This window comes from Enterococcus sp. DIV1726a (assembly GCF_051710985.1).
Lineage (GTDB): Bacteria > Bacillota > Bacilli > Lactobacillales > Enterococcaceae > Enterococcus_B > Enterococcus_B hirae.
The window spans coordinates 1,266,061-1,279,577 of sequence record NZ_JBIOLS010000001.1 but is presented as its reverse complement, the minus strand read 5'-3'; the positions used below and the strand labels follow the sequence as shown (position 1 = coordinate 1,279,577).

Sequence of the window (13,517 nt, the reverse complement as noted above, 5' to 3'; positions counted from 1 at the left end):
CGTTTTAGAGATACTAGAAGAGACTGAGACAAGTTTTGTCCCAGTCTCTGAGCAATTATGGTTTATCGACTAACTTCAGCTGATCCTTGAGATAAAGAATTCATTTGTTTTATATTTTTGTTTGGTTTTGGTAGAGTACTTTGTTCCGATCCTCGATTACTTAGTCTTTGATTCAATGGTAATGGAACTTGATCTATTGGATTTGGGTTTGTTCTATCTAGTTCGGGAAGCTTACTTAGCAAAGTTGTTTTTCCATTGATTATTTCGTTAAGCTCTTTTTTATCTTCGTTAGTGAGAGTAAGCATATAAGGTATATTGCGTCTATTTATTTCATTAAGTTTTCTGCTACCAATAAATTCCGCCATCGTAGATAGCATTTTGGGTTCTACCTTTTGGTTCTCTTTAAGTGCTAATGCAGTGTTCATTGCTCGAGATAACAAAAGCGCGTTGTCATCCACTACTTCAGCTATAGTCTTCCCATTTATTTTAATGTCTGCTTCATTTTCTTGTTTTTTATCTGTTTGTTGTTTCGCTCTTTCTCTGATTATATCCCGAAGTGCTTCTTTTTCTTCTATTCTCATGACAAGATTATCAGAAAGTGTATCCATATACTTTTCATCAAGATAACTATTCTCAATGGTAATTGCTATTTCATGTAAATCCTTTGGAGAGGTAGTTTTATTCTCTGAAAGTTGATAATTTACTTTTATTGTTTCAGCCAATAGGGAGACTATCTTATTCTGTACCACAACATTTAATAGATTAATCCGGGCTGGTGCTTTTGGTAAAGTTCCTGGTTTTGGCGACGTATTTGGTTCCAAGCCAGGAGTATTCTCACTTTGATTTAGTAGAGTTCTTAAATTTGGTTTTGGTGATGTCTGTAGTGGATCCTTTGGGTTTGAATCTAAATTGTTAAGTCCTTGACTTAATGTTGAGCTTAGGTTCATTTTAGCTGGTTCTTGTGAAATTTCGAGTTCCTTATTAAGCAACGTTGTTTTTTCATTTATTATTTCACTAAGCTCTTCTTTATCTTCTTTAGTAAGAGTAAGCATATAAGGTATGTTGCGTCTATTTATTTCATTAAGTTTTCTGCTACCAATAAATTCTGCCATCATAGATAGTATTTCTGGTTCTACCTTTTTGTTCTCTTTAAGTTCTAATGCAGTGTTCATTGCTCGAGATAGCAATAGTGCGTTGTCATCTAGTACTTCAGCTATGGTCTTCCCATTTATTTTAATGTCTGCTTCATTTTCTTGTTTTTTTTCTGTTTGTTGTTTCGCTCTTTCTCTGATCATATCCCGAAGTGTCTCTTTATCTTCTCTTGTCATGACAAGAGCGTTTGGAACCGCATCCATATACTTTTTATCAAGAGAACTATTCTCAATGGTAATTGCTATATTATGTAAATCCTTTGGAGAGATAGCTTTATTCTCTGTAAGTTGGTAAGCTACTTTTATTTCTTCAGCCAATAGGGATACGATCTTATCATTTATTACACTATTTGAGAATATATTCCGAAGCTTGTCTTTGTCTGCTTGTGTCAAGGCAAGCGTACGCATGAGCTCCAGTTTCTGGTCTATATTTAGGTTTAAATTCACAACCTCATTTGCTATTCTATGTAGTTTATTCGAGGTTGCAGGTCGATCCTCTGAAAGCTGATGCTTATTTGTAATAGTAGTAGCAACAGCATTTACATTCTGCTGAAATAATTGTTCTGATTCTGTTGATTTTTTTTTGACATTATTACGTCTTTCATTCGCAATATGTTTTGCTATTTCCTTTAGATCATATTGGGCGTTAGGTTGGTATTTTTTTATAATAGCTATATTAGCAGCTTTCTTTTGTTCTTCGTATATAGATAGAAGAGTGTCTTGATCTTTTTCTGGTATTTTAAGTTCGAGAATGACCTCTCTTTTCTGTTCATCAGTAAGATCTAAATTCGCAATCTTTTTTGCTGTTTTATTTAGTTTTTCTGGGGAGTTAGATTGATCCTCTGAAAGTTCATATTTAGTTGTAATAGCTAGAGTAGCAACTTTCTTAATTACTTGTATTTTTTTTAGTTCTTTGTATATTGTCCGAAGAGTGTCTCTATCTTCTGTTTCTATTGCAAGTAGATGAATAATTTCTTCTTCCTTTTCCTGTGCTTTACTAAGATTTAAATCCATAAGCTCATTTGCTATTGCCTTTAGTTTCTCTTGAGGGATCGTTTTTTCAACTGAAAGTTGATATTTACTTGAAATAGCTGCAGCTGTAGTAACTATTTTCCAATTCAATTTCTCCTCAAATTTGTTTAAGTACATTTCTCGAAGAGTGTCTTGATCTTTTTCTGATATTTCAAGTATTCTAATAACCTCTCTTTTCTGTTCATCACTAAGATCTAATTTCATAATCTTTTTTGCTATTGTATTTAGTCTCTCTTGAGGAGTCGTTTTTTCAACTGAAAGTTGATATTTACTTGAAATATCTTTAGCAATACTAACTCTTTCCCCATTCAAGTTCTTCTCTAATTCGTCCGAGTACATTTCTCGGAGAGTGGTTTTATCTTTTTCTGGTATTTTAAGTTCGAGAATAACCTCTCTTTTCTGTTCATCACTAAGATCTAAATCCACAATCGTTTTTGCTATTTTATTTAGTTTTTCTGGGGAGTTAGATTGATCCTTTGAAAGTTCATATATATTTGTAATAGTTAGAGTAGCAGCTTTTATGTTAGCGTATTTCTGACTTTCTTGTGTTTTTTTAAGTTCGTTATATATTGTCCTAAGAGTTTTTCTATCTCTTGTTTTCATTTCAAGTAGGTGAAAAATATCCTTTCCAATTCCCTGTACTTCACTAGGATTTAAATCCATAAGCTCATGTGCTATTGCCTTTAGTTTCTCTTGAGGGGTCGTTTTTTCAATTGAAAGTAGATATTTACTTGAAATAGCTGTAGCTATACTAACTCTTTCCCAATGCAATTTCTGCAATTTCTTCTCTAATTTGTTCGAATACATCTTTCGAAGAGTGTCTTTATCTTTTTTTGGTATTTCAAGTTCGAGAATAACCTCTCTTTTCTGTTCGTCACTAAGATCTAAATCCACAATCGTTTTTGCTATTGCCTTTAAATTATTCTGGGAGTTAGATTGATCCTCTGAAAGTTTATATATATTTGTAATAGCTATAGTAATAGCTTTTATGTTAGCGTCTTTCTGACTTTCTTGTATTATTTTTAATTCTTTGTATATTGTCCCAAGAGTGTCTTTATCTTTTTTTGGTATTTCAAGTTCGAGAATAACCTCTCTTTTCTGTTCATCACTAAGATCTAAATCCACAATCGTTTTTGCTATTGCCTTTAAATTATTCTGGGAGTTAGGTTGATTCTCTGAAAGTTTATATATATTTTTAAAAGCTATAGTAACAGCTTTTACGTTAGCATCTTTCTGATTTTCTTGTATTTTTTTTAATTCTTTGTATATTGTCCGAAGGGTGTCTCTGTCTTTTGTTTCTATTTCAAGTAGGTAAATAATCTCATGTTCCTGTAATGTACTAAGATTTCGATTTATAAGCTCATTTGCTATTGCCTTTAATTTCTCTTGAGGAGTAGTTTTTTCAACTGAAAGTTCATATGTATTTATAATAGCTATAGTAGCAGCTTTTATTTCAGCGTCTTTCTGACTTTCTTGTGTTTGCAATAAGTCTCGTTTTTCTCTGTATATTTCCTCAAGAGTAGCTCGATCTTCTTTTGAGATTTCAAGTTTAGCAATAACCTCCCTTTCCTGTTCTTCACCAAGATTTAAATCCAGGATCTCAGTTGCTATTGCCTCTAGTTTCTCTTTGGGGACAGATTGGTTCTCTAAAAGTTGATATTTATTTGTAATAGCTAGAGTAGCATTATTTATTACCTGCGTTATTAATTCATTTACCTTGGGAATTTGATCATTTAGAAGCTCATATACATCATCTCTATTTATAATATGTAGATCGGAAATAAAGTTATAACACGTACTAGGTTTCAAAGGAAGATAATAGAATTTATCAAGGTCTTCAATTAGTGCAGCTTTTGTTTTTTCCGATAAAGGCGTGTTTGAATTAAGGTTATGTTGTTCATTAAGATAGTCAATAAAAAAGGTTCTATCTATGCTTTCCATTTCAATAGTTCTTTGTTGTAACAGGTTTTTCTCTTCTGGATTCAATGGAAGATTGGAGATGTTTCCTTCGCTTGAAGTTGGATCATCTTTAGAAAGATCTTTATCTAATGCTACTAGTGTTTCCATATTAGTAGATTTCTTTTTCTCTTCAGTTAGTTCATAAGCAAGAGCAGGCTGATCTTTGGGCTGTACTATTCTATTTCTTGGTTGTAACAGGTTTTTCTCTTCTGGATTCAATGGAAAATTGGAGATGTTTCCTCCGCTTGAAGTTGGATCATCTTTAGAAAGATCTTTATCTAATGCTACTAGTGTTTCCATATTAGTAGATTGCTTTTTCTCTTCAGTTAGTTCATAAGCAAGAGCAGGCTGATCTTCGGGCTGTGCTATTCTATTGCTTGGTTGTAACAGGTTTTTCTCTTCTGGATTCAATGGAAAATTGGAGATGTTTCCTCCGCTTGAAGTTGGATCATCTTTAGAAAGATCTTTATCTAATGCTACTAGTGTTTCCATATTAGTAGATTGCTTTTTCTCTTCAGTTAGTTCATAAGCAAGAGCAGGCTGATCTTTGGGCTGTGCTATTCTATTTCTTGGTTGTAACAGTTTTTTCTCTTCTGGATTCAATGGAAGAAGTAAAAGGATTCCTTCGGTTGAATTTGGATCATATTTAGAAAGTTCTTTACCTAATGCTACTAATGTTTTCACATTAGTATGTTGATGTTTTAGTTTATACTTTTTGGTTAATCTATAAGCAAGATTAGGCTGATTTTCGGGTTTTACTATTCTATTTCTTGGTTGTAACAGGTTTTTCTCTTCTGGAATCAGCGGAAGATGTAAGAGGATTCCTGCTGTTGAATCTGAATCATATTTAGAAAGTTCTCTATCTAATTTTGCGAATGTCACCGGATCAGTACGTTCCATTTTTAGGTTATACTTATCGGTTAACCTATCAGCAAGTTCAAGTCGATCTTCGGGTTTTACTATTCTATTTCTTGGTTGTAACAGGTTTTTCTCTTCTGGGATCAGCGGAAGATGTAAGAGGATTCCTTCGGTTGAATCTGGATCATATCTAGAAAGATCTTTTCCTAATGCTATGAATGTTTTTAGATTAGTATGTTGATGTTTTAGTTTATACTTTTTGGTTATTCTATAAGCAAGTTCAAGCTGATCTTCGGGCTGTACTATTCTATTTCTTGGTTGTAACTGCTTTTTCTCTTCTGGAATCAATGGAAGATGTAAGAGGATTCCTTCGGTTGAATCCGGATCATATCTAGAAAGATCTTTTCCTAATGCTGCCATTGTTTTCAGATTAGTATGTTTATTTTTTAGTTTATACTTATCGATTAATCTATCAGCAAGTTCAAGCTGATCTTCGGGCTGTACTATTCTATTTCTTGGTTGTAACAGGTCTTTCTCTTCTGGAATCAGTGGAAGATGTAACAGGATTCCTTCGATTGTAGCTGGATCATATCTAGAAAGTTCTCTACCTAATTTTGCGAATTTCTCCGGATTAGTACGTTCCATTTTTAGTTCGTACTTATTGGTTAGTCTATAAGCATGACTTTGCTGATCTTCAGGCTTTACTATTCTATTTCTTGGTTGAAACAGGTTTTTCTTTTCTGGAGTCAATGAAAGATAGAAGAGGATTCCTTCGATTGTAGCTGGGGCATATTTAGAAAGATCTTTTCCTAATGCTACTAGTGCTTTCATATCATCAGATTTATTTTTCTCAAGTTTATACTTATTAGTTAGTTCATAAGCAAGTGAAGGCTGATCTTCGGGTTGTACAATTACTTTTTTTCCGTTTTTTTTATTTAGTTTCAACCTATCCTTTAGTCTATAAAAAATACCACGCTGATTTTTGGACTGTACGCTTACTTTCTCTCCATTTTTTTTATTTAGTTTTTCCATGTTGTTTTCTCCTTTGCACTTTTATATACTGCTTTATAAATTTATCAGAAAAAAAAGGACATCAAAAACTTTTATTCCTAAATAAAGAAATTCTTGGAATTTAATACCATGGTATTTGTTCAAATTTTAGAATATTATTTTTAATTTCTGAAAATAATTAGTCAAGAATAGTGTTTTCAAAAAGATTATGCATGAATAAAGTTTTATTTGAGTCCACTTATACATAACTATTTCTTTCATAATTTTTTTCTGAATATATTTGCGTAACCACGTGTAGTGATTTGAAAAAAATAGTATTCCTGTATAAAAATATAGAAATACGTAATTTACGGATTTAATTCAATAACATCATGAAAAATAGAAACTTTTTGATTAATTAACGAACAAATGTGAGAAAACAAAAAAATCTGAGAAAGAATGGGGTACCTTCTTGCCCAGATTTGATTTTGCATCACTCATCAGTACTTATTGACGAAGAGATGAAAAATATTAACCATCCCTAAAACAGCAAGAGCCGAACAATCCCTTCTCAGAAAATGATTCAGCTTGAGCAATTATGGTTCATCGACTAAATTCATCTAAACCTTTAGATAAGTGAATCGTTGGGTTTAGTGGAGTCTGTGGTTTCGAGCTTAGACTGTTTACTCTTTTTAAAGGATTACCTTTTGATGCATTTGGTTTTAGCGATATCGGTGGTTCCGATCCTAGATTATCCTCACTTTTCTTTAGCTGATTCTTGTAAAGTTTCTACCTGGTTTAGCAACGTTGTTTTTTTATTTATTAATTCATTAAGTTTATCTCTATCTATTTCTGGTATTTCAAGTTCGAAAATGACCTCTCTTTTCTGTTGCTTATTAAGATTTAAATTCAAAATCTCATTTGCTATTGCATCTAGTTTTTTTGGGGGATTAGGTTGGTCCTCTGAAAGTTGATAGTTGGTTATAATAGTTAGAGTTGCATCATCTACTCCATGATAAAAGAACACTTCATCGTCTGTCTTATTTTTTTGTATTTTTAACAAGTCTTGTCTTTCTCTGTACATTGTCTTAAGAGCGACTCTATCCTCTTTTGATATTTCAAGTACTCTAATAACCACCCTTTTTTGTTGCTCACTAAGATTTAAATCTATAATCTCATTTACCATTTTCTCTAGTTTATCTCGGAAGGTAGGTCGGTCATTCGAAAGTTGATATTTATTTGTAATAGCTATAGTAGCATCATTTATTCCCTTAAAAAAAAATGGTGCTGCTTCGGAAAAATTTCTTCTGACAATTTGCTTCTTATTTTTATGAATCAATTGTGCCCTATCGTCACTATACCCATCTTGTGTCCGCCCATTCACTCTAGAGTCTGTCTTACTTTCTTTTATTTTTGGCAATATCTCAAGTTTTCTGTATATTCTCCAAAAAGCTTCTCTATCAGCTTCTGGTATTTCAAGACCCTTAATAACCTCTCTTTTTTGTTCATCACTAAGGTTTAAATCTATAATCTCTTTTGCTATTGCCTTTAGTTTCCTATGATGAGTAGCTTGATCTTCTGAAAGTTCATATTTATTTGTAATATAAGTAACTGAATCATGTACTAGCTGATTAAATAACTGTAATGCTTTAGCCCCTCTTATTATAACTTCTAACTTACTTTGGGGTGGTGTTGGCCATCTCTGTAATTCTTTAAATATTTCCAGAAGAACATCTTTATATTCTCTTTGTATTCCAAGATAGATAATAACCTCTTTCTTCTGTTCCTCGCTTAATTTTAAATTTAAAATCTCTTTTGCTATTTTCCTTAACTCCTCTTCGGAGACAAATAGTTGAAATTTATTTATAATGCCTATAACTGCATCACCTATTTGCTGATAAAATGATACTTTATCTTCACCTTTTGTGTTCTCATCTAATTTAGCATCTGTCTTACTTTCTTGCGCTGTTAAAAAGTCTTGTCTTTCTCTATATATTGTTTGAAGAGTGGCTCGATCTTCTTCTGATATTTTAAGCTCGAAAATAACCTCTCTTTTGTATTCTTCACTAAGATTTAAATCCATAATTTCCTTTGCTATTGCCTTTAGTTTCTCTTCAGGGACAGATTGGTTCTCTGAAAGCTGATATTTATTGATAATAGCTATAATAGCATGAATAGCAGCATTGTTTGCTTGCTGATAAAATAACTGTCCTGCTTTCATCAAATTTATTTTGTATATTTTCCAAAGAGTGGCACTATCTTCTGTTTGTAGTCCAAGTTGGAAAATAACCTCCTCTTTTTGTTCCCCACTAAGATTTAAATCCATTATCTCATCTGCTATTGCCTTTAGTTTATTTTCGGGGATAGATAGCTGATATTTATTTATGATAGCTATAGCTGCATCATCTACTTGCTGATAAAATAATATTTCATCGTCATCTTTTGTAATCTCTTTTAAATTAGCATCTGTCTTACTTTCCTGTGTTTTCAATGTGTCTTGTTTTTTTCTGTATATTTTCCGAAGAGTGGCTCGATCTTCTTTTAATAGTTCAAGTTTAGCTATAACCGCCCTTTTCATTTCCTCATCAAGATTTAAATCCATGACCTCATTTGCTATTGCCTCTAGTTTTTCTTCGGAGACAGTGTGGTTCTCTAAAAGTTGGTATTTATTTGTAATAGCTATAGTAGCATCATCTGTTAGCTGCGCTATTAATTCATTCACCTTTAGAAATTGATCATCTTTAAGCCTAGTTAATTCCCTTCTAGTTATATTCAGATCGAAAATAAAGTTATGACACGTACTAGTTTTTAAAGGAATATAATAGAATTTATCAAGGTCTTCAATTAGTGCAGCTTTCGTTTCTTCCGACAAAGGCATGTTTGAATTAAGTCTATGTTTTTCATTAAGATAGTTAATAAAAAAGGTTCTATTATTACTATTTATTTCTATATTTCTTTGTTTTAACAGATTTTTCTCTTCTAGAAGAGATTTTAGATAGGAGGGAATTTCTTCAGTTGAAGCTTGATAATCTTTAGAAAGATCTTTATCCAATGCTGCTGATGTTTCCAGATCAGTACGTTTCTTTTTCGTAAATTTATACTTATTGAATAGTCTATAAAAAAAACCACGCTGATCTTGGGACTGTATGCTAACTTTCTCTTCATTGTTTTTATTTATATTCTGTTCCTTGTCTGACATGCTGTTTTCTCCTTTGAGATTTTATATACGCTTTATAAATTTATCAGAAAAAAAAGGACATCAAAAACTTTTATTTCTAAACAAAGAAATTCTTGGGATTTAATACTATTGCATTTATTCAAAATCTAGATTATCGTTTTTAATCTCTGGGAATATTTGGTCATAAATAGTATTCTCAAAGGATTCTACATCAACAGAATTTTATTTAGGTACTGCTATACCTAACTATTTCTTTAAAAATAATTTTTTGAATATTTGGCATCCACGTGCGGTGATTTGCAAAAATAGTATTACTTTATAAAAACAGAAGAACATGTAGCCTGCAAATTCAAATCAATATCAACATGAAAATTAGAAGCTTTTTGATCAATTTATGAGACAATGTGAAAGAACAAAAAAGCTGAGATAGCATGAGGTACATTCTGACCCAGATTTAATTTTGCGCAACTTATCAGTTCTTATTGACCAAAAACCTTTTTTTAACAGATATTAAAACTAATCAAAAAAAAAAACGAAAATCAGAATAACTGCTTTTCGTTTTTTCAGCTTGTTCATACGAATACTTTGACCGCACGCTCAAGTTAATTTTTGAACTGTTACACTCTTACTTGAATGTTGCTAAATTGAACACTATCTGATCGTTAGGTGATAATTTAATATCATTTGCTCCTTTTTCCGCCATTTTGCCGTTGATTGTGAACGTCCAATATAATCCTTTATCTTTGTCTTGTGCATGCCCCTCAATTGCCGTCACAAAACCATTGTCTTCTTTCACTGAAAACTGTTTTTTTAGTAATTCCAACAAGGTCTGATTTGGTTGGTAAGTAACGTTTTTTGCCGATAGTTCTTTTCCCTCTTCTTGCAAAGTGATGGTCACTTTTTTTGTAGTGGCTTGTGATTGAGCGCTTGATTGTTCTGTCGTGGTAGGTGATTGACAACCAGTCATAACGATCATACTTGATAAAGCAGCTAATAATACTATAAATTTCTTCAAAAAAAACACTCCTATTTATTAATTTGTAAAAAGAATTAACTTAAGTTATCACTTTAAACATTATAGATATGATTCTTAGACAGTTAGATTTTAATTCAAACAGTAAGGTCTGATAATAATTAATGGAATACTTTCCCAGCTCGCTCATAGAATGGTTCTTTAATATGATAAACCACATTGACATAACGTGCCAAGACAAAAAAGAGATCCGATAACCGATTAATAAGTTTATAACTCATTTGATTCGTTTCTGTTTCTTCCAAAATCAATTGAGTGATTTCACGTTCCGCTCTTCGGGTCACTGTTCGGGCAAGATGGAAATGCCCTGCTACTGGATGTCCACCAGGCAAGATAAATTTGTCGATCACCGGTAGTTTTTCTTGATAAAAATCAATCATTTCTTCCATTTTCTCCAAATCTTTTTTAGTCACGATCCGTTCTTTGACTTCCGTTGGTGTGGCAAAATCTGTTCCGATATCAAATAGTAATCGTTGAAGTTGGATTAATTGTTCGATCAAAAGCGCAAATTTATCAGGATCTAATTCTGCAACGATCGTTCCTACCCAAGAATTGATTTCATCCACACTTCCATAAGCTCTAACACGAGAAGCTGACTTAGCTAGCCGTTGCCCTCCGATAATACTAGTCATCCCAGCATCACCACTTTTAGTATAGATTTTCATGGTACCATGCTCCTTTTTAACCTTATAATCCACACTTTAGTTGTACTTTACAATGGGTGCAAGTACTGCAACCTCCGATTTCTTCAATTGTACCTTCATGACAAATCGGACAGCGCTCTTCACTCGTTGCTGAGTCGTTTGAAGCTTCTGTTAGCAAAACATCTGGGTGTACCTCTGATGTTACTAGCTCATCGGTAAAACTATTTTCTTCCGCTGATAAAGTCAGGACTTGTGAATCTCGGCTACCGTCAACATATACCGTACCGCCTTTTGCCCCACCTTGATAAAGTCGTTCGTAAATATCAGCTACTTCTTTAACACGATATCCCTTAGGTGCGTTGACTGTTTTGGAAATGGAACTATCAACCCATCGTTGGATCGTACATTGGACATCCACGTGAGCTTCTGGTGAAAGCTCCATTGCTGAGACAAAGTATTCCGGTAACTCTGAGGCATCTGCCTCTGGATGTTTCGCTAGATATTCGTCAACGATTTCAGCGTGTACTTCAATGAATTTTCCTAAGCGACCGCTTCTAAAGTAGGAAAAAGAGAAATAAGGTTCCAATCCCGTGGAAACACCAGTCATCGTACCTGTCGAGCCAGTTGGTGCAACGGTTAATAAGTGTGAATTACGGATTCCATAAGTTAAGACACTTTGCCTAATATGTTCTGGCATCTTTTTCATATACCCAGAATGGATAAAACGCTCACGTAATTGTCGTGTTTCTTCTTCGTTCTTACCAACTAAATAAGGAAAACTTCCTTTTTCTTTTGCCAATTCGATCGACGTTTGATAAGCTGTAACGGCAATCGTTTCAAACAATTGATTGACTAACGCATTTCCTTCTTTAGAGCCATACGTTTTGCCACAATAGATCAATAAGTCGGCTAAGCCCATCACCCCTAAACCAATACGACGTTCCCCTTTTGCTTGTTGCTCATTCTTGTCAAAAAAATAAGGGGTCGCATCAATAACATTATCTTGGAAACGTACACTGGTTCTAACCACTTCTGCAACTTTTTGAAAATCGATTTCTTGGTGCTCATCTACCATATTCGCTAAATTGATAGCCGCAAGATTACATACCGCATACGGTGTCAATGGCTGTTCTCCACAAGGATTTGTTGCAACGACTTTTTGTCCATAGGCAGCAGCATTAGTCATCTCATTGGCGTTATCAATAAAAAAGATCCCTGGTTCCGCAGAATAAGTAGCACAGTAAGTGATCAATTCCCAAAGCTCTCTGGCTCGAATTGTTTGATGAACTTTCACTTTACGTCCTGTCGCTTCCCACTCACGAACATCACCGATTTCAGCCCAATGTTGATCATAATCAGCCATTTCTATTTCTGTATACTCGTCAATAGCAGGAAAACGCAAATCATAGGTCTTATCTTGTGCGACAGCTGCCATGAATTCCTTTGTCAGACAGATTGAAATATTCGCCCCTGTTAAGAAGTCAGGATCTTTGACACTATAACTTCCACCCATTTTTAATTTTTGCTTAGCCTCTTTGATGAAAGTTTGTTCTGCAAATTGCAAAAGCCCCTCTTCCTTAAGCAAGACTTCAAATAGCTCCCTTTCTTCTTGAGTTAAAGGAGAAAAAGCTAGTTTCTCACTTGCCAACTGTTTGATTAGCGGGTTTTTACTTGTAGTTATCAACTGTTGCAAGATCAATGGATTCTGGATTTTTGAAATAATAAATTCAAAAATATCTGGGTGCCAATCATTGAGCATGATCATTTGCGCCCCTCTGCGACTTCCTCCTTGTTCGACTAAATGAGTGAGATTAGCTAAATCATTGAGCCAAGAAACAGCACCAGAAGATTTTCCATTTACGCCATGTACGACAGCTGATTTTGGTCTCAAGGTTGAGCCATTCGTTCCTACTCCACCACCACGACTCATGATTTCCATGACTTCTTCTCGGTGTTTTGCTAAACCAGAACGAGAATCTTGAATAAATGGCATGACAAAACAATTAAAGTATGTGACTTCTGATTGCGTACCAGCACCATATAACACCCTTCCTGCAGGAATCAAATTTTGTTCAGTCAATTGTTTGTAAAAATCTTCAAAAAATTCAGCTTTTCTATCGCCCTCGACTTGACTAATTCCGAAAGCAACTCGAGCAGCAATTTGTTCATAATACAGCTCTAAAGGTTTTTCAACTTCACTTTTGTTTCTTTTAACGAATCCACGAGCTATTTCTTCAGGATCAGTCAAAGAGGAGCGAAATTCCTCTTCCACTTCGATCGTTAAATCGTCTCCAGAGTGCTGAATGATCGTTCCAATTCCACGAGCCGGGTATTGTGGATCCGCATGTACCGTCAAGACGACTAGATCACCTATGGTTAACGTCTGATTATGTGGATCTTTGTAAGTATATCGATCCAACATGACCAAGCGTGAAATCCCTTCAAATGTCAGTTTCATTGGTGGATCAATAGGTTTGACCTCTGGATAATTCCGTATATCCTGATTAAGTTTTTCTATATATTTTTTTGAATAAATTCCCATTCCATCGCCACCTTATCATAAAAAACACTATATATAGTGTCTGTTAATTATTATCACACTACATCATGTGTTTTTCAATCTTGTAATAAAAAAAATTTATGATATAATGAGAACTATTATCAGTGAAGGA

The 13,517-nt window shown here is 33.8% G+C and carries 5 protein-coding genes; all 5 read right to left on the bottom strand.

The annotated features are described in order from the left end of the window. Window positions 1–62: 62 nt before the first annotated feature. The 5 genes from IGJ27_RS05760 to IGJ27_RS05740 all read right to left on the bottom strand — a co-directional run bounded on the left by IGJ27_RS05760 (window position 63) and on the right by IGJ27_RS05740 (window position 13,387). The gene (locus tag IGJ27_RS05760) at window positions 63–6,032 is read right to left on the bottom strand and encodes a hypothetical protein (protein WP_438791697.1); all 5,970 of its coding nucleotides are present in this window, start codon (window positions 6,030–6,032) and stop codon (window positions 63–65) included. 715 nt (window positions 6,033–6,747) lie between these two features. Then, window positions 6,748–9,189, bottom strand: a complete 2,442-nt coding sequence (locus tag IGJ27_RS05755; protein WP_256733975.1) for a hypothetical protein — start codon at window positions 9,187–9,189, stop codon at window positions 6,748–6,750. Window positions 9,190–9,793: 604 nt separating this feature from the next. Continuing rightward, a complete protein-coding gene (locus IGJ27_RS05750) occupies window positions 9,794–10,192 on the bottom strand; it encodes a DUF4430 domain-containing protein (RefSeq protein WP_373191448.1) in 399 nt (132 codons plus the stop codon). A gap of 110 nt (window positions 10,193–10,302) precedes the next feature. Next, the gene (locus IGJ27_RS05745) at window positions 10,303–10,866 is read right to left on the bottom strand and encodes a cob(I)yrinic acid a,c-diamide adenosyltransferase (protein ID WP_063627055.1); all 564 of its coding nucleotides are present in this window, start codon (window positions 10,864–10,866) and stop codon (window positions 10,303–10,305) included. Between the two features lie 22 nt (window positions 10,867–10,888). Beyond that, a complete protein-coding gene (locus IGJ27_RS05740) occupies window positions 10,889–13,387 on the bottom strand; it encodes a vitamin B12-dependent ribonucleotide reductase (RefSeq protein WP_438791696.1) in 2,499 nt (832 codons plus the stop codon). Between the last annotated feature and the right edge of the window lie 130 nt (window positions 13,388–13,517).

Bases quoted from the DNA above. Each gene is read 5' to 3' on its own strand.
- IGJ27_RS05760 (WP_438791697.1), bottom strand. From the start codon at position 6,032: ATGGAAAAACTAAATAAAAAAAATGGAGAGAAAGTAAGCGTACAGTCC.
- IGJ27_RS05755 (WP_256733975.1), bottom strand. From the start codon at position 9,189: ATGTCAGACAAGGAACAGAATATAAATAAAAACAATGAAGAGAAAGTT.
- IGJ27_RS05745 (WP_063627055.1), bottom strand. From the start codon at position 10,866: ATGAAAATCTATACTAAAAGTGGTGATGCTGGGATGACTAGTATTATC.
- IGJ27_RS05740 (WP_438791696.1), bottom strand. From the start codon at position 13,387: ATGGGAATTTATTCAAAAAAATATATAGAAAAACTTAATCAGGATATA.